The organism is Methylobacterium sp. WL7, assembly GCF_008040085.1.
GTDB classification, from domain to species: domain Bacteria; phylum Pseudomonadota; class Alphaproteobacteria; order Rhizobiales; family Beijerinckiaceae; genus Methylobacterium; species Methylobacterium mesophilicum.
Window position 1 is genome coordinate 1 of record NZ_VRVG01000100.1, and the last position, 20,425, is coordinate 20,425.

The window sequence follows — 20,425 nt, forward strand, 5'->3', positions numbered from 1 at the left end:
TCCCGCTATCGGGGGGCGCAGGGGTTGAGCCCGGACTTCATCGCCAAGCTGGAGCAGCAATTCGGCTTCGACAAGCCGGCTCCGGAGCGCTTCGCCAAGATGCTCTGGGACTACGCCCGGTTCGATTTCGGCCGCAGCTACTTCCGCGACGTCACGGTCATCCAGCTGATCAAGGAGCGCCTGCCGGTCTCGATCTCGCTCGGGCTCTGGATGACCCTCCTCTCCTACGCGATCTCGATCCCGCTCGGCATCCGCAAGGCCGTCAAGGACGGCGAGCGGTTCGACCGCTGGACCTCCTTCGTGGTGATCATCGGCTACGCGATCCCGGGCTTCATGTTCGGGCTGATGCTGATCATCCTGTTCGCGGGCGGCTCGTTCTACCAATGGTTCCCATTGCGGGGCCTGACCAGCGAGGGCTGGGAGACCTTCTCCGCCTGGCACAAGTTCACCGACTACGCCTGGCACTTGGCGCTCCCGCTCACCGCCCTGGTGATCGGCGCCTTCGCGACCTCGACCCTGCTGACCAAGAACTCGTTTCTCGACGAGATCCGCAAGCAATACGTCCTGACCGCCCGGATGAAGGGCCTGTCCGAGCGGCGCGTGCTCTACGGCCACGTCTTCCGCAACGCCATGCTGATCGTGATCGCCGGCTTCCCGGGCGCGTTCATCTCGGCCTTCTTCACCGGCTCGCTGCTGATCGAGACGATCTTCTCCCTCGACGGCCTGGGCGAGTTGTCGTTCCGGGCGATCGTCGGCCGCGACTACCCGGTTGTGTTCGCGACCCTCTACATCTTCTCCCTGCTCGGGCTGGCGGTGAACCTGCTGTCCGACCTGATCTACGTCTGGATCGACCCGCGGATCGACTTTTCCGCGCGGGCGACGTGAGGGCCAAGATTGCGGCCAAGCTACCGGGGACATGGTTCCGCGTTCACAATTACGGTAGCACTGCCCGGGCCGTGCAACGCTGGATCGTGCGGCGATCGTCACCGGAGCAACCATGCGCCTCTCGACCCTTCTCGTCGGCCTCTGTCTCGGAACCGCGCTGCCCGGCGCGGTGCTGGCGCAGACGGCGCAGAAACCCGCTCCGGCCGCGGCGCCGGATCCGGCCCTGCTGAAGGTGGCCCGGGAGACGGTCGCGCAGATGCAGGGCGATCGCGCCGCCACGCTCAGCTCGATGGCCGCCCCGATGGTCGGCATGATGCAGCAGATCGGCATCAAGGAAGCCGACAAGGCGCAGGTGCTGGTGCAGGAGGTCGTGATGCCGACCCTGTCCGCCCACTACGACGAACTCCTCGACATCCAGGCCCGCGGCTTCGCCACGATCCTGGGCAAGGACGACCTGCAGGCGATCGCGGCCTTCTACGCCACGCCCACCGGCAAGCGCCTCGCGGCCGCCCAGCCGCAGCTCGCCCAGATCCAGCTGGCCGGCATGCAGCAATGGATGCAGGCGGTGGCGCCCGAGATGCAGGGCAAGATCGTTAAGGCGGTCCAGGACCACGGCTGGGGTCCGGGCGGGCAAGCCAAGCCGAAGTGATCGGCTGATCCGGTTCGGGTGACGGAGGCGCGGGCGGCCTACGGCGTTCCGCCGCCGCCCAGCACCCGCGCCACCGTGCTCCGCAGAGCCTGCGCGCTGCGATAGCCCACCGCCGCCGCGACCATGCCCGGCGGGCGGCCCTCGGCAGTCAGCGCGAGCGCCCGGATCACCCGGGCTCGCGCCCGCCAGTCGCCGAAGCTAAGCCCAGTCTCGGTGCGGAACCGCCGGGTCAGGGTGCGCCGGCTCGCCCCGGCGCGGTCGGCCCAGGCGTCGAGGTCCTCGGCCGCGGCGGGATCCTCGATCAGGCCGAGGCAGACCCGGCGCAGGCGGGCATCCCGCGGCAGCGGCAGGGTCAGCGGCGTCTCTGGGGCGCGGCCGATCTCGTCGAGCACCAGGGCGGCGAGGTGACCGCCGCGGCGCGCCTCGTCGTACAGGACCGGCTCGTCGCCGAGGGCCGTCAGGGCGGCGGCGAGCAACGGCGACACCAGGATCACCCGGCAGCGATCCGGGAAGGCCGCAACGGCAGCGGGGTCCAGATAGGCCGAGCACATCGCGACCGCACCGTGGGTCGCCACGGCGTGCGGCAGGCGCGGCGGGATCCACAGGGCATGGCCCTCCGGCACGACCCAGGTGCCATCCTCGGCCGAGGCCATCATCAGCCCGGCAGTGGCGTAGAGGAGCTGGGCGCGCGGGTGGAAGTGCCGGTCCAGCCGCATCCCGGCCGGATAGGTCTTGGGCATCACCGCGACCGCGCGCGGCACATCCTGATAGTCGGCGGCATCCGTGGAACGTCCGCGATGTCGCTGGCCGCTCGGAAAAAATGGCCCGTTCGCATCCATATCCGGCCCGACACCGCCATCGGGCCAGGGTATCAGGGGGCGATCCCGGAGGATACGCCGCGATGGATGCCGAAACCCTGTCCCGCCGCACGCTGCGCTTCGTCAACGTCGCGCACGCCCTCGACCACTACGTGCTGCTGATCTACCCGACCGCGGTGATCGCCATCGCGGCCCAGACCGGCCTGAGCTACGGCGAGCTGATCGGGCTGGCCACCGGCGCCTTCGTGGCGTTCGGGTTGTGCTCGCTGCCGATGGGCTGGCTGGCGGACCGGTTCGGCCGGCGCACCATGCTGGCGGTGTTCTTCCTCGGCTACGGCCTGTCCTGCCTCGGGGTGGCGAGCGCCACGTCGCCGCTGAGCTTCGCGCTCTGGCTGTGCGTGCTCGGCCTCGCCTCGGCGATCTACCACCCGGTCGGCTCGACCATGCTGGTCACCCATGCGCGCCGGCTCGGCCGCGACCTCGGGATCAACGGCGTCTGGGGCAATCTCGGCGCGGCCTCGGCCTCGGGCGTCACCGCGCTGCTGGGCGCCAGCGTCGGCTGGCGGGCCGCCTTCGTGGTCCCGGGCCTCGTCTGCCTCGCCTGCGGCGCCGCCTTCCTGGCGATGGTGCCGGGCGACGGCGAGGCCGGCGGCAAGAAGGCGGGGGGCGCGGCCGCGATCGCGGTGAGCCGACCCTGGGCGCTGATGGCGCTGTACGGGGTCGCGATCTTCGCGGGCGGGGTCACCTTCAACCTGACGACGATCAGCCTGCCCAAGGTGATCGACGAGGGCGTCGGCCAGGCGCTGCCGCTGACGCTGATCGGCTCGCTCGCCACCGTGGTCTTCCTGGTCGGCGCGCTGATGCAGCTCGCCATGGGCCGGCTGATCGACCGCTTCAGCCTGCCGTCCCTGTTCGTCACCCTCTCGGTGCTGCAGCCGGTGGGGCTGGGGATCGCGGCGCTGACCACCGGCCTGCCGCTGCTCGCCGGGCTGATGCTCGCCATGACGGCGATCTACGGCCAGGTGGTGATCAACGACGCGATGATCGCCCGCTACGTACCCCCGGCCTACCGGGCCCGGGCCTACAGCGTGCGCTACTTCGTCGGCTTCACGGCCAGCGGCTTCGTGGTCCCGGCGATCGCGGTGCTGCACGACCGGGGCGGCTTCGCGCTGGTGCTCGGCATCGCGGCCACCTGCGGCGCGGTGATCTGGCTCGCGGCGATCGGCTTCCTGAAGCTGACGCAGGGCAAGCCGCGCCCCGCCCTGGCGGCGGCGGAGTAGGGGTGACGGTTTGCGAGCCCGGGCCGGCGCTGCTACGCGGCGGCGGTTCCGAGCCGCGAGCCCGCCCTTGACCACGCTTTCCCTCGTCATCCGGCCCGAGCGGCCGGAGGACGCCCCCGCGATCGATCGCCTCCAGGCCCGGGCCTTCGGTCCCGGACGGTTCGCCCGCACCGCCTATCGCCTGCGCGAGAAGGCGGCCGAACGGATCGACCTCGGCGTCACCGCCTCGGTCGGCAGCTTCCTGGTGGGCTCGGTGCGGATGGGGCCGGTGCGCGCCGGGTCTTCGCGCTTCGTCATGCTCGGTCCCCTGGCGGTAGACCCGAGTTTCGAGGGCCGCGGCATCGGCGGCACCCTGACCCGAGCGGCGATCGAGGCGGCGCGGCAGGCCGGCGAGGGTCTGGTGATCCTGGTGGGCGACGCGCCCTATTACAGCCGCTTCGGCTTCACCCCGGTGCCGCCGGGCCGCCTGACCCTGCCGGGCCCGGTGGACCCGGCCCGCCTCCTGTGGCTGGAACTGGCCGACGGTTTTCGCGAGGGCATATCGGGCGCCGTGGACGCGTTGCGCCCGGAAGATCCCCGGCCTTGACGTCGTCGCCGGTTCGCGCCGCGGTCACGCCCGCCGCAGCGCCAGGGCCGCGATCAGACCGGCGGTGAGCAGCGCCAGGGCCACGGGGGTCGCCGAAGTCGCGGGCCAGGCCGAGGCCGCCGCCGTGAACAAAGCCCCGAAGGTCATCTGGGTGAAGCCGTAGAGGCTGGATGCCGAGCCCGCCGCGTGCGGATCGACGTTCATCAGCCCGGCGACTGCGTTGGGACTGAGCAGGCCGACCCCGACCGCGTAGGCGAAGAGCGGCACGATCAGGGTGACGACCCCGAGCATCCCGGTCCGGTCGACCAGCAGCAGCGCCAGCGCCGCCACGATGCAGAGCAGGTTTCCGCTGCGGGCCGCCTTGCGGATCGGTACCCGCGTCGCGAGCCGGCTCGCCAGCACGGCGCCGCCGACCATGCCGAACACGACGATCAGGCAATCGAACCCGACCTCCTGCGAGGATCGCCCGAGCCGGTCCACCAGCAGGAACGGCGCCACCGCCAGGAACGCGTAGAGGCTGGTGCCGCCGCAGGCCCCCGCCACCAGATAGGCGCGGAACACCGGCACCTTCACCAGCCGCAGGTAACCCGCCAGGATCGGGACGAGCCCCGGCAGGGCCACCTTGTGCCGATTGGTCTCCGGCAGGGTGAACACCACCAGGGTGCCGAGCACCGCAACGATCCCGGCGAGCACCACGAACACGGCGCGCCAGCCGAAGGCCTCGTTCACCACCCCGCCGATCGCCGGGGCCAGGGCGGGGGTTAGGGTCATGGCGGTGGTGAGGATCGCGAGCTTCCGGGCCGCGTCCTCCCGGGTCGAGACGTCCCGCACCATGGCCCGGCCGATCACCAGGGAGCCGCAGGCCCCGAGCGATTGCAGCACCCGCGCCACCAGCAGCACGCCGATGCTCTGGGCCGGAATCGCCAGCAGCAGACCGGCGAGGTAGAGGCCGAGCCCGCCGATGAGGATCGGACGCCGTCCGAATCGGTCGGAGAGCGGCCCGTACAGCAGTTGGCCGCCTGCGAGCCCGATCAGGTAGACCGTGATGGTGAGTTGCGCGGCGGCATTCGTGATGCCGAGGTCTGCGGCGGCGGAGGCGAGCGCGGGCACGAAGATGTGCAGCGCCACCGTGCCGGTCATGGTCACGGCGACCAGCAGCGGCAGTGGCGCCCGGCGCGCTGCCGGTTCCGGACTTCGATCGGGCAAGCGGAATCCTTATCGGTGTCTGACCCGAGCGGAGATCGGGTCGCGGACGCCTCAAGGCAAAGGCCGGGCCTGAAGGCCCGGCCAGGTCGCCGCTAGTTCTTCGGCGTCGGCAGCGGTGCGTTCAGGTCCTTGGTCGGGCCGCCGACCTCCAGGTCCTTGGCCCGGTCCACCGCCTCGGGGTTGGCCTGGGCCGGCGGCTCCTTGGCGGCCGGGGCGGACGGCGCAGTCGGCTCGGCCGGGATCAGGCTCGACGGCGTGCCCTGCTGGTCGCCATCATGAGCACCGGCCGGCGGAGCCGGGGCGTTGCGGTCGCTCGATTCGCTCGGCGCCCGGGGGCTGCCGGCGGACTTCTCCTCGACCGGCTTGGCCGTGCTGGTGTCGGCGGGCTTGGCCGGGCTGTCCTTGCCCTCGGAGCCCTTGCCGGCCGCGGGCTTGGCGGCGGTGGGCTTCTCTTCGGAGGCGGGCGCAGGCGCGGGCTTGTCCTCGGGCTTGGCGGCGGCCGGTGCGGCCTCGGGCTTCGCCTCGGTCTTCTCGACGGCGGGCAGCGGCTTGGGGCTGTCGGCGTTGTTGCGCAGGTAGGCGATGACGTTGGCCCGATCCTGCGGCGACGCGATGCCGGCGAAGGCCATCTTGGTGCCCTTGGCGTAGGCCTTCGGGTTGGTGAGGAACGCGTCCAGGTCGTCGTAGGTCCAGGTGCCGCCCTTCTCCTTCAGGGCCGCCGAGTACTCGAAGCCGGCATGCCCCCCCTTCGGGCGCTCGACCACGCCGTACAGGTCCGGGCCGACCTTGTTCGGGCCGCCCTTCTCGAAGTTGTGGCAGGCATGGCAGGCCTTGGTGCCGGCCTCGCCCTTCTCGGCGTTGGCGCTGGCGAGCCGGACGGCGATCGGCTCGACCTTGGCCTCCGGCGCCGCCGCGGCGGTCTGCGGCTCCGGCTCGGGCAGGTCGTAGCCGGCTTTGCCGGCCGGCTTCGGATGGTAGATCAGCTCGGCGACGAAACCCGATCCGGCCGCGAACAATAAGGCGCCGAGGACGGCACCGAGAACTTTGTTCACCTCGAACGAGTTCATGCTCTTCTCTCGATCTGCCCATGCCCGTGACAGGCAGGCATGCCGGGACACAGGACCTTGGAAGATTTCAAGGGTGCTTAGCCGTTCCGGCACGATCTTGACAATGCCGGTGGGGGGATACGTTCCGTCGCGGGGCGAAACCGCCGTGCCAAATCGCCGAGCTTGTTACCCGGCGGCATCATTTTGCCGGATCGCGTGGCCCGATGCCCCCGGTCCCGCGAGGGACGACAACCCGGAGCAGGCCTGCTAAGCACCCGCGCTTCGCTGGCGGACGCCTCAGCCTCAGGTCCGAGCCCTTCATGTCCGATCCCCTCGTGCTGATCCCGGCCCGCCTCGCCGCGACGCGCCTGCCGAACAAGCCGCTGGCCGAGATCGCGGGCGAGGCGATGATCGTCCATGTCTGGCGGCGGGCCATGGAGGCCGGGATCGGCCCCGTGGTGGTGGCGACCGACACGGCCGAGATCGCCCACGCCGTCGAGGCGGCCGGCGGCATCGCGGTGATGACCCGGGCCGACCACCCGTCCGGCTCGGACCGCCTCGCCGAGGCATTGGAGAGCGTCGATCCGGCGGGGCACCATGACGTGGTGGTGAACGTGCAGGGCGACCTGCCGACCATCGACCCGGCGATCATCGGGGCCTCGATCGGCCCGCTCTCCGACCGCACGGTGGACATCGTCACGCTCTGCGCACCGATCACCGACCCGCACGAGGCGGAGAACCCCAACGTGGTCAAGCTCGTGGGCCATCAAGTCGGCCCGGGGCGGCTGCGGGCGCTCTACTTCACCCGCGCCCGCGCTCCCTGGGGCGACGGCCCGCTCTGGCACCATATCGGCCTCTACGCCTATCGCCGCTCCGCCCTGACCCGCTTCGTCGCCCTGCCCCCGGGCGAGCTGGAGACGCGGGAGAAGCTGGAGCAGCTGCGGGCGCTGGAAGCCGGCATGCGCATCGATGCCGTCATCGTCGACGATCTGCCGCTCGGCGTCGACACCCCCGCCGACCTGGAGCGCGCCCGCGCCCTCCTCCAGGCCCGCCGCCTGAACTGAACGCATGACCGATTCCCCGACAGCCATCGCCGACCGCACCATCGCCTACCAGGGCGAGCCCGGGGCCAACTCGCACATCATCTGTGCGCAGGCCTTCCCGGACTGGACGCCGCTGCCCTGCCCGACCTTCGAGGACGCCTTCGCGGCGGTCACGGAGGGGCGGGCCCAGCGGGCCATGATCCCGATCGAGAACTCCATCGCCGGCCGGGTGGCCGACATCCACCACCTGATCCCGACCTCGCCGCTGCACATCGTGGCCGAGCACTTCCTGCCGATCCACTTCCAGCTGATGGTCCTACCGGGCACGAAGCTGGAGGCGGTGCGGACCGTGCACAGCCATGTCCACGCGCTCGGCCAATGCCGGAGGATCGTCCGGCGCCTCGGCGTGAAGGCCGTGGTCGCCGGCGACACCGCGGGCGCGGCCCGCGAGGTCGCGGAGATCGGGGACCCGAGCCGGGCCGCCCTGGCACCCGCGCTCGCCGCCGAGGTCTACGGCCTCGACATCCTGGAGCGCGACGTCGAGGACGAGGCGCACAACACCACCCGGTTCGTGGTGTTCTCCCCCGATCCCGAGCCGGCCGCAGCCGGGGCCGGCCCGTGCGTGACGAGCTTCGTGTTCCGCGTCCGCAACATCCCGGCCGCGCTCTACAAGGCACTGGGCGGGTTTGCGACAAACGGCGTCAACATGTCGAAGCTCGAGAGCTACATGATGGACGGCGAGTTCACCGCCACGCAGTTCTACGCGGAGGTGGACGGCCACCCCGAGGATCCGGGCCTCGCCCGGGCGCTCGACGAGCTCGGCTATTTCTCCCGCGAATTGCGGGTGGTCGGCACCTACCCGGCCCACCCGTTCCGCGAGGCCGCGCGGCCGGCGGCGGAGTAGCGCTCAGGCTTCAGCTCTCGGCCGCGCTAATGAGGGCCGCCTCTATGAAGGCCGATCGGCTGAGGCCTTTCTCCTCGGCCGCTTCGTCGGTCAAGCGCAGAAGGCCTTTGTCGATCATGATGTTGACGCGCACCCGTTCGCCCGGGACGCGCCGCGGCGCGATGAGCTGGACCATCGCGCCGTCTAGATCTTCCGCAACGGTCGGATCTGCATGAAGCTCTGACAGCGTCCGGGAGGATGGGGGAGCCACTCCATCCGAGCCCAGCACGGCGAGATGCCCGGACAGCGCTTCGCGGGCAGCGTCGACGGCGGCTTCGAAACTCGGCCCTGCAGAAATGCAGCCTGGCACGTCCGGGAATGTGACACCCCACGCGGAGGTACCGATCGGTGGATGGATCAGAGCGATATAGGAGTTCATGACCATCAATCCTCGCCAAACGGGTCGTCCGATCACAGGCCCGCCGCCCGGAGGATCGATTTGACCGTCTTGGGATGCATATCCTTTGTTGGATGAGGGATCGTGATCTTGCCAGGTTTCAGCGGGTGCTTGAAATGCCGATGGCTCCCGGTGGTTGAATGCCAGATCCAACCATCCGCCTGGAGCATGCGGATCAGGTCCCGCGAATCCACGCCCAACATCCCGATGGGAATACGGATCGCCGATGAGCAAACCGTGCTTGCAATGTGGAACGCGTGTGTAATCCTGGCAAGTCCGCCCGATCAGGACGATGCAGCGTGATCACTCCCGCCGCAGCACCGTATCCGCGGCGAGATCCGACCAGAACCCCGGCCGAAAGTCCCGCTTGAGCGCCTCCGGATCGTAGATCGTCTCGACCCAGGTCAGGAAATCGATGCCCCTCGCCTCACCCTCCACCAGGTAACGGGCGAAGAACGCGTCGAGGATGCCGGTCTTGGCGAAGCGGAGATGGCCGTAGCGGGCCGAGAGTTGGCGCGCGGCCTCGGCCACCGGGCGGCCCTCGTGCAGGATCAGGTAGAGCGCCGAGGCGAGCCCGGCCCGGTCGGCGCCCGACTTGCAGTGCATCACCGCCGGGTACTGGATTCCGGCGAAGAAGGCCTTCGCGCGCAGCAGGGTTTCTCGGTCGGGCGCCTCGCGGGAGCGCAGGACGAACTCCACCAGGGTCAGCCCATGCCGCTCGCACGCCTCGCGCTGCAGCGGCCAGGAGCCGTGCTCGCGCCCGCCGCGCAGGGAGATGATCGTGCGCACGCCCTCCGCCCGGAAGCGCGCCAGCTGGTGAGGGCCGGGCTGGGCCGAGCGCCAGATCCGGCCCGTGCCGACCCGGTGGCGGTTGAGATAGGCCAGCCGGAACACGCCGTGATCGATCAGCAGCATGTTCGCCCAGGCTTTCAGCCGGTCGCCGGGGCCGGCGATCGGCCGCTCGAAGCGGGCGATCCGGGCCATGCGACGCGCGTAGCGCGTCTCGGGCTTGAGGAAGCGGTTGAACACGATGAGGCTGCCGCGGAGTCGGGAGCCGGCTCTAACAGCCCCCCGGAAGCCCGGCAATTCGCCCGTCGGACCGACCGATCAGGGCCTTTCGCCACCCATCGCCGGAAAGTTCCAGAAAAACGGCGTCGATCTTGCCTTCACTCCGCCCGGATCGGGATCGAACCTGGGCGGACCGCGCGGGTTATCCGCAGGTCGCAAGGGGGAAGGCCGGAAGCCCATGAGCACGCGCACCACGAGCATCCGCCGGGCTCGCGAGGCCGACCTCGGCAGCCTGTCGACGGTGTTCGATGCGTCGTGGCGCGAGGCCTATCGCGGCCTCATTCCCGGCGTGGCGCTCGAGCGGCTGATCGCCGGGCGCGACCGGGCCTGGTGGCGCAGCGCGCTACGCCGGGGCCGCCCGATCGCCCTGGTCGAGACCGGGGAGCGGGTGGTCGGCTACGCCGCCTACGGGCGCACCCGCAGCCGGGCGCTCGGCACGGAGGCCGAGATCGACGAACTCTACCTGATGCCGGAATACCAGGGCATCGGCCTCGGACGCCGCCTGTTCAAGGCGGTGCGCAACGATCTCGCCGATCATGGGCTGACCCAGCTCGGCGTCTGGAGCCTGGAGGAGAACGACCGGGCCGGTGCCTTCTACGAGGGTCTCGGGGGCCGGGCCGGGCCGCGGGTGATGGACCGGGTCGCGGGCGTCGCCCTGCCCAAGGTCGGATACCTGTTCAGCTAACGTTTCCTGGGACTCGTCGCCGGCCCCGCGCCGATACTGATTTGCATCGCCGGGCCAGGCATCTAAGAGGTCCGGGAAGCGGTGCAGGCCGCATCCCGGAAGCGATACGCCATGAACATCGACGCCATCCCGCTCGGCAAGAAGCCCCCGCACGACGTCAACGTCATCATCGAGGTGCCGCTCGGCGGCGAGCCGATCAAGTACGAGATGGACAAAGAGTCCGGGGCGCTGGTGGTCGACCGGTTCCTCTATACGCCGATGTTCTACCCCGGGAACTACGGCTTCATCCCCCACACCCTGTCGGGCGACGGCGATCCCTGCGACGTGCTCGTGGCCAACACCCGCGCGGTGCTGCCGGGCGCGATCATCAGCGCCCGCCCGGTCGGCGTGATGGTGATGCAGGACGAGGGCGGCGAGGACGAGAAGGTCATCGCGGTGCCCTCGCGCCACCTGACCAAGCGCTATGACCGGGTCGAGAACTACACCGACCTGCCCGACATCACGATCCAGCAGATCCAGCACTTCTTCGAGCACTACAAGGATCTGGAGCCCGGCAAGTGGGTGAAGTTCGTCCGCTGGGGCGACAAGGAAGAGGCCCACCGGCTGATCGAGGAAGCGATCGAGCGGGCGAAGAACAAGAAGTAAGTTTTTCCAGGCAGGCCGCTCCCACCCCGGAGCGGCCTGTCGCGCTCAGTCGTCGATGCGGCGCAGGCCGGCCTTGTAGCGTCGGGCGTTCTCGACGTAGCGCAGGGCCGCCTGCCGCAACCCCTCCACCGCCTCGGCGTCGAGGGTGCGCACGGCCTTGGCCGGGGCCCCGACGATCAGGCTGTTGTCCGGAAAGTCCTTGCCCTCGGTCACCAGCGCGTTGGCCCCGACGAGGCAGCCCCGGCCGATCCTGGCGCCGTTCAGCACCGTCGCACCCATGCCGATGAGGCTGCCGTCGCCGATCGTGCAGCCATGGACGATGGCGCCGTGGCCGACCGTGACGTCCGTGCCGATCGTCAGCGGGAAACCGGGATCGACGTGCATGATCACGCCCTCCTGCACGTTGGTGCGGTCGCCGATCCGGATCGGCTCGTTGTCGCCGCGCAAGGCCGCGCCGAACCAGATGCCGACATCGAGGCCGAGATGGACCCGGCCGACCACCTGGGCGTCCGGCGCGATCCAGACCCGGGCGGGATCGGCGAGTTCCGGAGCATGGTCGTCGAGGGCGTAGAGCGGCATGGTTGGCTTCCGTCGCGGGGCTGATGTCTCGGGAGCGACGCGGCCGACGATGGGCATCGCCTGTCGCCGGAATGGCACAGGTCCGGGTCGCCTGCCAGTGCTAGGCTCGCGCGGCAACCGGGGGCGAGGCGCGCGCTTGAAGCGGATCACGGCATCGATCGGGCTCGCCGGCCTGCTGCTCGCGCAATCCGCCGTGGCGGCGGACTGGCATGAGGGCGTCCGCAGGGGCGGCTTCCGGGCCACCTGCGAGGACCTCGCGACGCTCTGCTTCGCGGATGCCTGCGGGGGCGATCAGATCGATGCCGCCGAGACCTGCCGGGCGCGCTGCCCGAGCGCCGTGATCCTCAGCGTGGTGCCGGCCGCCTGCCGGATCCCGGGCGCCGAGCCCGGCCCGATCCTCCGACCGCGCGGCTGAGATGCCGGCAGGATCCGATCCGGGCGCGCCCCAGGATCGACAGTCATTCTCCAGAAAAAAACGCGGCCCTGCGGCAACGAAACGCGGAACCCGGCATTGATTGATCTAGATCAGTTCACCCGTCGCCACGACAACGCGGACCGTTCCTCGCCTCAACGCGAGACCGGAAGCAAACATCATGATTGAAGACGATCTCAACCCGCCGCATGTTGGCCTGAACGCGGATCCCATTCTGTACGGGGTCGCGGCCGGGTTGGCGGTCCTGTTTCCGCCGGTGCTTCTGCACGGGCAGGATCCGGCCGATCAAGCGGTAGCGTATGCCAGCGACGCGGATCCGGACACGCACGACGCGGATTGAACGACGCCGCGCGCGTCACGCCCGCGACGGTCCCTGACCATTAGGCGGCGAGGCGCCCGATCAGCAGCAACGTCGCCAGCACCGGAGCGGTCGCCGCAAGCCAGAGCGCGCCGGAATGGAGTGCGGGCGGTGCGGTGAAACGAAGGCTCTGCGACACGCCGGGGCGCAGGATCGCCCCACGCCCGAACCCGATCTGGACTGCCATGCGCCGCCTCCTCGATGCACGAGGAAGAGGGCCCGATCGCCCTCAAGGACGTCTGAATCACCGGCGGCGTTCGTAGAGTGTGGTGAATCCGGGCTTAAGCGTACCGATCCCGCCGAACCGACGCTCAGAGCGCCCGGTCGAACTTCAATTCGCCGTTCGGGCTCTTCAGCACGAGCTGGGAGCCGACCAAGTCCCACACAGCCGCGGTGCGCAGGGCGACGAAGAACGCCTGCTCGGTGGCCGCGAGACCCTTGTCGCAGCTCTTCTTGGTGAGGGCGAGCGGGCCCACTGCGAGGTGCTGATCCTTCAGCGGGAAGGCGGTCGCCGCGAAGGTGTTGCAACCGCCGTAGCCGCGAGCGCGGTACTGCTTGTCGATGATGAAGCTCGGGCGGTCGCCCCCGGTGAACGGCTTGCCGTTGAGGCTCACCGCGGTCCAGGTCGAATCGAGCGGGAAGATCTTCTCGCTCGCCTTGGTGCCCGGCACGTATTGCGGCTTCTTCTCCTCCTCGCCGCCGGGGCGGCGGTTGCCGCGGCCGAAGCCCGTGGGGGCGCCGCCGCCCATCTGGGCTTGGGCCTGCGTCGCTGCAGTCAGGTCCACGGCCATCACGGCACAGGCCAGGGTGGCGATCAGCACCGCTCTCATCGTTCTGCCCTCATCGTGCGCGCACGGCGCCAGTCCATCGTCCATCCGGGGGGACGCGACGCCCGCCCGACTCCCCCCTGAGTCGCACGGCGCGGTCGCCCCGAATCCATACAGCCCCGCGCATGCGACGGAATTTCAGCACAATTATGGTCGCGGCGCATCGCGCGGCGCCCGGAAACGATCGGCGACGGATATCGTTGTCGATCATCCCAAGGGGACCAACGACGGGTGGAGGACGACGTGGCAGGATCGGACGAGGGCGGGCAAGCCGGGGCGAGCACGCCGGCGATGAGCCCGGCGCAGTCGCGGGCGGCCCGGGGACTGCTCGGGTGGTCCGAGGCGGAACTGGCCGCCAAGGTCGGCCTCGACGAGCGGTTCGTGCGCGATTTCGAGAGTGGCTACGGCGACCCGCCGAGCGGGCAGATCGAAGCCCTGCGCAGCGCGCTCTGCACGGCGGGCGCGGTGTTCGACGACGTGCCGAATCCCGGTGTCCACCTGGCGGCCCAGGCCAAGGCCGACGAGGGCGTCCGGCTCGGCGCGCTCACCACGGAGAACGACCGGTAGCGCCTGCTTCGGACGGCGCCGCTCATGGCGCGTTCAGCCGCCGGGGCCGATAGTCGGAGGGCAAGACCTGCTCGCCGTCCCAGGAGCGATCCGTGACCGTTCACGCCAGCCCCACGATCCGCAACGGCGCCCCGGGCGCCTCCGCGACGGGGACACGCTGATGCGGGCCGATGCCTTCCTGGCCGCCTCCGACGCGCTTCCGGTGGCGGATCTCGCCACCCTGGTGGAGCGGGGCGGCCTCGTCGTGGTCGCGCCCCATCCCGACGACGAGAGCCTGGGCTGCGGCGGCCTGATCGCGGCGGCCCGCGCGGCGGGACGGCCGGTGCATCTCGTAGTCGTGAGCGACGGTTGCGGCTCGCACACCCATTCCCGCCTGTACCCGCCCGCGGCGCTGCGCACCCTGCGCGAGGCGGAGACGCGCCGGGCGGTGTCGATCCTCGGCCTCGCGGCAGAGGACGTGACCTTCCTGCGCCTGCCCGATGCGCATGTGCCGAGCGACGGCCCCGAGGCCGAAGCGGCCGCGCACGCGGTGGTGCAGGCCGCGGCCCGGTGCGGTGCCGGCGCGGTCTTCGTGACCTGGCGACACGATCCCCATTGCGACCACAAGGCAGCCGCCGCCATCGTCGGGCTGGCCCGGCGGCAGATGCCGGGCGTCGTGGTCTACGAATACCCCGTCTGGGGCTGGACCCTGCCGCCGGACACCGAGGTCGGCCCGGCACCGGAGGGCCAGCGCCTGGACGTCTCGGCACATCGCGAGACCAAGACCCGGGCGGTGGCCGCGCACGCGTCGCAGACCACCGACCTGATCTCGGACGACCCCCAGGGTTTCCGTCTCGAGCCCGCCATGATCGCGCGGCTCTGCGGCCCCTACGAGCGCTTCGTCAGGATCCCCGCATGAGCCGGCGAACCGAGACCCTCCCGGAAGATTACTTTGCCGGCATCTATGCCAGCGATCCGGATCCGTGGAAGTTCACGAGTTCGGCCTACGAACGGGACAAGTACGCCGCGACGCTGGCGGCACTGCCGAGGCCGCGCTACCGCGCCGCCTTCGAGCCGGCCTGCGCGATCGGGGTGTTCACCCGCGCCCTGTCCGAGCGCTGCGACCGGCTGCTCGCGGCCGATCCGGTCCTTGCCGCGGTCGAGGCGGCCCGCGCGCGCTGTGCCGACCGGCCGAGCGTGGAGATCCGCCAGGGCGCGCTCCCGGCGGACTGGCCGGAGGGCCGGTTCGACCTGATCGTGCTGGCCGAGTTCCTGTACTTCCTCGCCCCGTCCGATCTGGCTGAACTGGTCCGGCGCGCCGGCGACGCGATCGAGCCCGGCGGCGACCTGGTGCTGGTCCACTGGATCGGCGAGACCGACTATCCGCAATCGGGCGACGAGGCTGCCGAGAGCTTCATCGCGCAGGCAGCCCCGTTCGCGGGCCTGCTGCATCAGGCCCGGACCGACAAGTACCGGCTCGACGTGCTGCGCGCCGGAGACGCGGCGTGAGCACCACGGTCATCACCCTGAACAAAGGCCGGGGGGCGCATCTCGCCCGTCTGCTCGAAGGCCTCGCGCGCGGCGCCCCGCCCGACGCCTGCATCGTGGTCGAGATCGGCGGCGACGACGCACCCCTGCCGGACCTGCCGTTCCCCGTCGCGCGCGTCCCGTTCCGACGGGACGGCCTGCCGCTCGCCGCCGCGCGCAACGCCGGGCGCCGGGCGGCTCACACCGACACGCTGGTCTTCCTCGACGTCGATTGCATCCCGTCGCACGGCCTGGTCGCCGGCCTGTCGGACGCGGTGGCCCAGCATTACGCCTTGATCTGCTGCGAGATCGGCTACCTGCCCGCCGGCGCGGTCACCGATGGCTGGCGGGAGGGCGACCTCCATCGGCTCGGCCATCCGCACCCGGTGCGCACTTTCCCGGGTCCCGGCCTGGTGGCGCCGGCACCGCAGCCCGGCCTGTTCTGGTCCCTGGCCTTCGCGGTGCGGGCCGCGACCTACGACCGGATCGGCGGCTTCGACGAGTCGTTCTCCGGCTACGGAGCCGAGGATACCGACCTCGCGTTCCGGGCCGATGCGGCCGGGGTACCGATCCTGTTCCTCGGCGGCCCGCGGGCATACCACCAGCACCATGCGAGCTACGATCCGCCGCTGCAGCACTTCCGCGACATCGTCGCCAACGCCGGCCGCTTCCACGCCCGCCACGGCGTCTGGCCGATGGACGGCTGGCTCGACGGGTTCGGTCGCCTCGGCCTGATCGCGGCCGACCGGTCGAACGGGATCGTGGTCTACCGCGACCCGACCCCGTCGGAGATGGCGGCGGCACGGCTGCCGGACACGCGGCCGTTCTGAGGATGTCTTGAACGTCTTGCGTCGCGACCGATCATGCCGGCCGCGACGCAGGGCAAATCGCCCCTCCCCGTGGGGAAGGGCAAAGGCGGCCTCACGCCTTCATGGCGTTCGCCTTCTCGATCAGCGCCTCGGCCATGCGGATCGACGCGATGTCGATCAGGCGGCCGTCGAGGGAGACGGCGCCGCGGCCGGCCTTGGCGGCCTCCTGCATGGCTTCCAGGATGCGGCGGGCCTTGGTGACCTCGGCCTCGGACGGCGTGAACACCTCGTTGGCGAGGTCGATCTGCGAGGGATGGATCGCCCACTTGCCCTCGAAGCCCAGCGCGGCGCAGCGCTTGGCCGCCGACTTGTAGCCGTCCGGATCGGAGAAATCGCCGAACGGGCCGTCGATCGGGCGCAGGCCGTAGGCGCGGCAGGCCACCAGCATGCGGTTCTGGGCGAACAGCCACGGGTCCTGCCAATGGGTCTGGCGGTTGCCGGCCTCGTCCTTGTCGGTGAGCACCGAGAAGTCGGCGTTGACGCCGCCGATCACCGTGGAGCGGGCGCGGGTCGAGGCAGCGTAGTCGGCCACGCCGAAGGACATCGCCTCGAGGCGCTTCGACGACTGGGCGATCGCCTCGACGTTGGCCATGCCGAGCGCGGTCTCGATCAGCACCTCGAAGCCGATCTGCTTCTCGCGCTTCTTGGCCTGCTCGATCTGGGTGACCAGCACGTCGATGGCGTAGACGTCGGCCGGCACGCCGACCTTGGGGATCAGCACCATGTCGAGGCGCGGGCAGGCTTCGACGATGTCGACCACGTCGCGGTACATGTAGTGGGTGTCGAGACCGTTGATGCGGATCATCATGGTCTTGGTGCCCCAATCCAGGTCGTTCAGAGCCTGGATGATGTTGGTGCGGGCCTTCTCCTTGTCGTCGGGGGCGACCGCATCCTCGAGGTCGAGGAAGATCACGTCGGCGGTCGACTGGGCCGACTTCTCCATGAAGGTCGGGTTCGAGCCCGGGACGGCGAGTTCGGAGCGATGCAGGCGCGGCTTGGCCTGCTGGATCAGCGTGAAGCTCATGGGTGTTTCTCTCTCCTGGTGACGGTTCTGGTGCCGCCGGGGTGCGTAGGGATCGCCCTCCGGGAACAAGATGGGTCAGGTGTCGGGCTCAGACAGGGCACCCCACCTCACCCGGTCGAGCCGAAGCCGACCGCGATGCAGTTGATCGACAGGAGCAGGGCGGATTTCACCGCCTCGCGCCGGTCCTCGTCGGTCTCGGCCCGGTAGCGGGCCAGCAGCTCGACCTGCTCGCGGCCGACCTGGTTGATCGTCGGCAGCCGGCCCTTCAGCCGGTCGCGGAACAGCGGGAAGCGCTCGGCCAGCTCGGTTCCGCCGCTCACCCGCAGCACCATCTCACGGGTGAGCGCGTACTCGGCCTCGATCATCGAGAAGATCCGGTCCCGGACGCCTGCGTCCTGGACGAGGCCCGCATAGGCCCGGGCGATGTCGAGATCGACCATCATCAAGGTCTTCTCGACCTCGTCGAGGACGAGGCGGAACACGCGGGATTCCTGGAACAGGCGGCGCAAGGTCGCCTCGCCGTCCGGGCCGCGCACCTCGAGGAAGCTCGCGAGCCCCGAGCCGACGCCGTACCAGCCCGTGATCACGTGCCGGTTCTGCGACCAGGCGAACACCCACGGGATCGCCCGGAGATCCGAGAGCGAGCGGGCGCCGAACCGGCGTGCCGGACGCGAGCCGATATTCAGGAGCGCGATCTCGTCCAGCGGGCTCGCCGACTGGAAGTAGTCGACCAGCCCGTCGGTCTGAAGCAGCCGGACGTAGGCCGCCCGCGAGGCGCCGGCGAGCGCCTCCAGGGCGTCGTCGTGGCCGACGCTCGCCCGCTCGCCATCGCCCGCCAGGGCGTGCTCGAACACCGAGGCGGCGAGCAGCTCCATCTGGTAGGCGGCGGTGCCGCGGTTGGCGTACTTGAACGAGACGACCTCGCCCTGCTCGGTGGTGCGGAACCGGCCGCGGATCGAGCCCGGCGGCTGGGCCATGATGCCCCGGTGGGTCGGCACGCCGCCCCGGCTCACCGAGCCGCCGCGGCCGTGGAAGAACGCGATGCCGACGCCGAGTTCCTGGCCGAGGCGGGTGAGCTTGCTCTGCGCCTTGTACAGCTCCCAGTTGGCGGCGACGAAGCCGCCATCCTTGTTGGAGTCGGAATAGCCGATCATCACCTCCTGGACGCCGCCCTGCCAGCGGGTCGAGCGGCGCACCACCGGAACGGTCAGGAGTTCGCGCATGATCGCCGGGGCGGCGCGCAGGTCGTCGATGGTCTCGAACAGCGGCACGATCGCGAGCGGACAGATCTCCGGGCGGATCTCCGGGCCGGCGGCATCGAGGAACACGCCGGCCTCCTTGGCCAGCAGGTAGGCGCCGAGCACGTCCTCGACGGAGCGGGTCATCGACAGGACGAAGGCGCCGAACGCCTCCCGGTCGAGGGTCTCGCGCATCTCGGCGACCAGCGCGAAGGTCGCCAGCGTCTCACGAGCTGCGTCGGGCAGGTTCTCGAAGGAGCGCTCGGGATCCCGGGGCCGCACCAGTTCGGCGTCGAGCCATTGCCGCCACGCCGCGGTGCCGAGCGCCGGCGGCTCGCCGTCGCCGTTGCGCTGGCGCCAGAGCGCCTGGAGCGTGTCGGTGGTCCGGGTGGTGTTCTCGCGTAGGTCGAGCCGCACCGTGGAGAAGCGGAAGATCTCGACCATGCGGCGGACCGGGCGGACCAGGTCGCGGCCGAGCGCCCCGCACTTGGCGTCGTCCAGCCCGCGCTCCAGGGTGCGCAGATCCTCGATCAGGCCGTCGGCGCTGGCGTAATCGGGGCCGGACGGGTGCTGGCCCTCGTTGCGGGCGATGGTCGCGTCGAGCTTGCGCAGGACGCAGGTGAGATACTGGCGATACGGCTCGCCGGGGTTGCGCCGGGCGATGGCCCGGGCCTGCCCGCTCTCGGCGAGCTGTCGGTCGAGCTCCCGGCGGAACGTTTCCGGCAGCGGCAGCGCGCGCTCGGTGAGCGAGAGCGTCCGGCCGAGCTCGTGCACGCCGTCGCGGTAGCGGTTGAGCGAGGCCAGCGCGTTGCGGTGCAGGGCCTGCCGGGTGACCGCCGCGGTGACGTAGGGATTGCCGTCCCGGTCGCCGCCGATCCACGATCCGAACTGGAAGAACGGCGGCACCCGGAACTGCGTGCCGGGATAGGCCTCGGCCAGGGACTCCTCCAGGGTGTCCATGGTCTCGGGCAACATCTCGAACAGGGTCTCGTCGAAGAAGTGCAGCCCCCAGGCGACCTCCCGCTCGACGGTGGCCTTCTCCAGGTGCAGCTCGCCGGTCATCCAGACCAGCTCGATCTGATCGCGCAGCTCGTTCATGAGCCCGTTGCGCTCACGGTCCGTCCAGCGCGGCATCTCCAGTTCGCGCAGCACCAGGTAGATCCGCCGGAACTTCTCCAGCACGGTCACCCGCTTGCCCTCGGTCGGATGCGCGGTGAGCGTCGGCCGGATTCGCAGGTCGCTGAGCAGCGCCTGGATCTTTTCGGGTGGGATGCCCTGGGCGCGGGCGTCCGAAAACACCTTGGCGAAGGAGCCGCTGAGCGAGGCCCGCCCCTCCGTCCGCTCGACGTGGCGACGGCGCCGCATCGCGGTGTTCTGCTCGGCGATCGAGATCAGGTGGAACCAGATGCCCTGCACCTGGAGCGCGCGCGCCAGCATCTCCGGCGAGAACCGCGAGATGTCGGCCGTGCCGTGCAGCACCGCCTCGAGATCGGGGTCGTGCCGGCGGGCGACGTCGAGCAGGGCCTGGAACAGGATGTCGAGGGCCTGCTCGGCCGCGGTGCCGGTGATCACCGGAGGCGCAAAGGCGCTGGCCTCGGCGAGGCCGGGCGATGCGTGGAGGGTACGGGTCATGGAGCCACCTCGTGGCGCACGTTTTTGAGAAGCCGCCGCGATATCCCCTCCCCCCTCTGCGGGGGAGGGTGGCCCCCGAAGGGGGTCGGGAGAGGGGAGCGACGGTGCCGGAGAGGTCGCGACGGGCTTCGCATCCTGAAG

General features: G+C 70.5%; 25 protein-coding genes. 14 read left to right on the plus strand and 11 right to left on the minus strand.

All coding sequences use genetic code 11. From position 1 onward, the window contains the following. Positions 1-885, plus strand: an 885-nt coding sequence (yejB, locus tag FV233_RS21140) for a microcin C ABC transporter permease YejB (protein WP_147898673.1), incomplete at its 5' end; no start/stop codon positions are given. Between the two features lie 112 nt (positions 886-997). Further along, a complete protein-coding gene (locus FV233_RS21145; RefSeq protein WP_147857585.1) occupies positions 998-1,534 on the plus strand; it encodes a DUF2059 domain-containing protein in 537 nt (178 codons plus the stop codon). 38 nt (positions 1,535-1,572) lie between these two features. Here FV233_RS21145 and FV233_RS21150 read toward each other — a convergent pair whose 3' ends face one another. Next, positions 1,573-2,274: a helix-turn-helix domain-containing protein gene (locus FV233_RS21150; protein ID WP_238260167.1), complete on the minus strand. Its 702-nt coding sequence runs from the start codon at positions 2,272-2,274 to the stop codon at positions 1,573-1,575. Positions 2,275-2,435: 161 nt separating this feature from the next. Here FV233_RS21150 and FV233_RS21155 point away from each other — a divergent pair, with 161 nt between their 5' ends. Then, positions 2,436-3,632 (plus strand): MFS transporter, encoded by a 1,197-nt coding sequence (locus FV233_RS21155; RefSeq protein ID WP_147898675.1) that lies wholly within the window; start codon positions 2,436-2,438, stop codon positions 3,630-3,632. Between the two features lie 67 nt (positions 3,633-3,699). Then, a complete protein-coding gene (locus FV233_RS21160; RefSeq protein WP_147898676.1) occupies positions 3,700-4,218 on the plus strand; it encodes an N-acetyltransferase in 519 nt (172 codons plus the stop codon). Positions 4,219-4,242: 24 nt separating this feature from the next. Here the strand turns inward: FV233_RS21160 and FV233_RS21165 are convergent, their stop codons facing one another. Further along, positions 4,243-5,424, minus strand: coding sequence for a multidrug effflux MFS transporter (locus FV233_RS21165; RefSeq protein WP_147898677.1), 1,182 nt, complete (start codon positions 5,422-5,424; stop codon positions 4,243-4,245). Between the two features lie 92 nt (positions 5,425-5,516). Then, entirely contained in the window at positions 5,517-6,491 is a 975-nt protein-coding gene (locus FV233_RS21170; protein ID WP_147898678.1) for a cytochrome c family protein, read from the minus strand. Positions 6,492-6,790: 299 nt separating this feature from the next. On the opposite strand from FV233_RS21170, the gene FV233_RS21175 reads away from it, so the two are divergent. Further along, positions 6,791-7,534: a 3-deoxy-manno-octulosonate cytidylyltransferase gene (locus FV233_RS21175; protein ID WP_147856206.1), complete on the plus strand. Its 744-nt coding sequence runs from the start codon at positions 6,791-6,793 to the stop codon at positions 7,532-7,534. A 25-nt stretch (positions 7,535-7,559) separates the two neighbouring features. Continuing rightward, a complete protein-coding gene (locus tag FV233_RS21180; RefSeq protein WP_147898685.1) occupies positions 7,560-8,417 on the plus strand; it encodes a prephenate dehydratase in 858 nt (285 codons plus the stop codon). Positions 8,418-8,427: 10 nt separating this feature from the next. On the opposite strand, the gene FV233_RS21185 is transcribed toward FV233_RS21180, so the two are convergent. The 3 genes from FV233_RS21185 to FV233_RS21195 form a co-directional block, all read right to left on the minus strand. Continuing rightward, positions 8,428-8,835, minus strand: coding sequence for a type II toxin-antitoxin system HicB family antitoxin (locus FV233_RS21185; RefSeq protein WP_210247816.1), 408 nt, complete (start codon positions 8,833-8,835; stop codon positions 8,428-8,430). Between the two features lie 32 nt (positions 8,836-8,867). Then, the gene (locus tag FV233_RS21190) at positions 8,868-9,056 is read right to left on the minus strand and encodes a type II toxin-antitoxin system HicA family toxin (protein WP_187277860.1); all 189 of its coding nucleotides are present in this window, start codon (positions 9,054-9,056) and stop codon (positions 8,868-8,870) included. Between the two features lie 100 nt (positions 9,057-9,156). Beyond that, positions 9,157-9,882, minus strand: coding sequence for a tyrosine-protein phosphatase (locus tag FV233_RS21195; RefSeq protein ID WP_147898679.1), 726 nt, complete (start codon positions 9,880-9,882; stop codon positions 9,157-9,159). Positions 9,883-10,099: 217 nt separating this feature from the next. On the opposite strand from FV233_RS21195, the gene FV233_RS21200 reads away from it, so the two are divergent. Together FV233_RS21200 and ppa are read left to right on the plus strand one after the other, a co-directional pair. Continuing rightward, positions 10,100-10,606, plus strand: coding sequence for a GNAT family N-acetyltransferase (locus FV233_RS21200; protein ID WP_147898680.1), 507 nt, complete (start codon positions 10,100-10,102; stop codon positions 10,604-10,606). 111 nt (positions 10,607-10,717) lie between these two features. Then, on the plus strand, positions 10,718-11,251 hold the full coding sequence (ppa, locus tag FV233_RS21205) for an inorganic diphosphatase (RefSeq protein WP_147856529.1): 534 nt from the start codon (positions 10,718-10,720) through the stop codon (positions 11,249-11,251). A gap of 45 nt (positions 11,252-11,296) precedes the next feature. Here ppa and FV233_RS21210 read toward each other — a convergent pair whose 3' ends face one another. Then, positions 11,297-11,830, minus strand: a complete 534-nt coding sequence (locus FV233_RS21210; RefSeq protein ID WP_147856528.1) for a gamma carbonic anhydrase family protein — start codon at positions 11,828-11,830, stop codon at positions 11,297-11,299. A 136-nt stretch (positions 11,831-11,966) separates the two neighbouring features. Here FV233_RS21210 and FV233_RS21215 point away from each other — a divergent pair, with 136 nt between their 5' ends. Next, a complete protein-coding gene (locus FV233_RS21215; RefSeq protein WP_147898681.1) occupies positions 11,967-12,245 on the plus strand; it encodes a hypothetical protein in 279 nt (92 codons plus the stop codon). 178 nt (positions 12,246-12,423) lie between these two features. Next, complete coding sequence (locus FV233_RS21220; protein ID WP_147856785.1) at positions 12,424-12,603, plus strand: hypothetical protein; 180 nt, start codon at positions 12,424-12,426, stop codon at positions 12,601-12,603. A 40-nt stretch (positions 12,604-12,643) separates the two neighbouring features. On the opposite strand, the gene FV233_RS30520 is transcribed toward FV233_RS21220, so the two are convergent. Then, on the minus strand, positions 12,644-12,808 hold the full coding sequence (locus tag FV233_RS30520; RefSeq protein ID WP_187277878.1) for a hypothetical protein: 165 nt from the start codon (positions 12,806-12,808) through the stop codon (positions 12,644-12,646). A gap of 124 nt (positions 12,809-12,932) precedes the next feature. Further along, positions 12,933-13,451: an META domain-containing protein gene (locus tag FV233_RS21225; RefSeq protein WP_147856784.1), complete on the minus strand. Its 519-nt coding sequence runs from the start codon at positions 13,449-13,451 to the stop codon at positions 12,933-12,935. A 240-nt stretch (positions 13,452-13,691) separates the two neighbouring features. Here FV233_RS21225 and FV233_RS21230 point away from each other — a divergent pair, with 240 nt between their 5' ends. From FV233_RS21230 to FV233_RS21245, 4 genes are all read left to right on the plus strand, one after another. Next, positions 13,692-14,015: a helix-turn-helix domain-containing protein gene (locus FV233_RS21230; protein WP_246690051.1), complete on the plus strand. Its 324-nt coding sequence runs from the start codon at positions 13,692-13,694 to the stop codon at positions 14,013-14,015. A gap of 160 nt (positions 14,016-14,175) precedes the next feature. After that, positions 14,176-14,913, plus strand: coding sequence for a PIG-L deacetylase family protein (locus tag FV233_RS21235; protein ID WP_147898682.1), 738 nt, complete (start codon positions 14,176-14,178; stop codon positions 14,911-14,913). Further along, positions 14,910-15,503 carry an SAM-dependent methyltransferase gene (locus FV233_RS21240; protein WP_147856781.1) on the plus strand — a complete coding sequence of 198 codons (594 nt, stop codon included), beginning with the start codon at positions 14,910-14,912 and terminating at the stop codon, positions 15,501-15,503. The genes FV233_RS21235 and FV233_RS21240 overlap by 4 nt, the downstream gene beginning before the upstream one ends. Then, positions 15,500-16,351, plus strand: a complete 852-nt coding sequence (locus FV233_RS21245) for a galactosyltransferase-related protein (protein ID WP_147898683.1) — start codon at positions 15,500-15,502, stop codon at positions 16,349-16,351. The genes FV233_RS21240 and FV233_RS21245 overlap by 4 nt, the downstream gene beginning before the upstream one ends. 91 nt (positions 16,352-16,442) lie before the next feature. Here the strand turns inward: FV233_RS21245 and FV233_RS21250 are convergent, their stop codons facing one another. Beyond that, the gene (locus FV233_RS21250) at positions 16,443-17,414 is read right to left on the minus strand and encodes a CoA ester lyase (protein WP_147856921.1); all 972 of its coding nucleotides are present in this window, start codon (positions 17,412-17,414) and stop codon (positions 16,443-16,445) included. 107 nt (positions 17,415-17,521) lie between these two features. Further along, positions 17,522-20,284: a phosphoenolpyruvate carboxylase gene (locus FV233_RS21255; protein ID WP_147898684.1), complete on the minus strand. Its 2,763-nt coding sequence runs from the start codon at positions 20,282-20,284 to the stop codon at positions 17,522-17,524. Positions 20,285-20,425 lie beyond the last annotated feature (141 nt).

Coding starts and splice junctions, on each gene's coding strand:
- ppa (WP_147856529.1), top strand. CDS start 10,718: ATGAACATCGACGCCATCCCGCTCGGCAAGAAGCCCCCGCACGACGTC.
- FV233_RS21185 (WP_210247816.1), bottom strand. CDS start 8,835: ATGAACTCCTATATCGCTCTGATCCATCCACCGATCGGTACCTCCGCG.
- FV233_RS21170 (WP_147898678.1), bottom strand. CDS start 6,491: ATGAACTCGTTCGAGGTGAACAAAGTTCTCGGTGCCGTCCTCGGCGCC.
- FV233_RS21255 (WP_147898684.1), bottom strand. CDS start 20,284: ATGACCCGTACCCTCCACGCATCGCCCGGCCTCGCCGAGGCCAGCGCC.
- FV233_RS21150 (WP_238260167.1), bottom strand. CDS start 2,274: ATGCCCAAGACCTATCCGGCCGGGATGCGGCTGGACCGGCACTTCCAC.
- FV233_RS21240 (WP_147856781.1), top strand. CDS start 14,910: ATGAGCCGGCGAACCGAGACCCTCCCGGAAGATTACTTTGCCGGCATC.
- FV233_RS21175 (WP_147856206.1), top strand. CDS start 6,791: ATGTCCGATCCCCTCGTGCTGATCCCGGCCCGCCTCGCCGCGACGCGC.
- FV233_RS21220 (WP_147856785.1), top strand. CDS start 12,424: ATGATTGAAGACGATCTCAACCCGCCGCATGTTGGCCTGAACGCGGAT.
- FV233_RS21250 (WP_147856921.1), bottom strand. CDS start 17,414: ATGAGCTTCACGCTGATCCAGCAGGCCAAGCCGCGCCTGCATCGCTCC.
- FV233_RS30520 (WP_187277878.1), bottom strand. CDS start 12,808: ATGGCAGTCCAGATCGGGTTCGGGCGTGGGGCGATCCTGCGCCCCGGC.
- FV233_RS21145 (WP_147857585.1), top strand. CDS start 998: ATGCGCCTCTCGACCCTTCTCGTCGGCCTCTGTCTCGGAACCGCGCTG.
- FV233_RS21200 (WP_147898680.1), top strand. CDS start 10,100: ATGAGCACGCGCACCACGAGCATCCGCCGGGCTCGCGAGGCCGACCTC.
- FV233_RS21235 (WP_147898682.1), top strand. CDS start 14,176: ATGCGGGCCGATGCCTTCCTGGCCGCCTCCGACGCGCTTCCGGTGGCG.
- FV233_RS21210 (WP_147856528.1), bottom strand. CDS start 11,830: ATGCCGCTCTACGCCCTCGACGACCATGCTCCGGAACTCGCCGATCCC.
- FV233_RS21225 (WP_147856784.1), bottom strand. CDS start 13,451: ATGAGAGCGGTGCTGATCGCCACCCTGGCCTGTGCCGTGATGGCCGTG.
- FV233_RS21190 (WP_187277860.1), bottom strand. CDS start 9,056: ATGTTGGGCGTGGATTCGCGGGACCTGATCCGCATGCTCCAGGCGGAT.
- FV233_RS21155 (WP_147898675.1), top strand. CDS start 2,436: ATGGATGCCGAAACCCTGTCCCGCCGCACGCTGCGCTTCGTCAACGTC.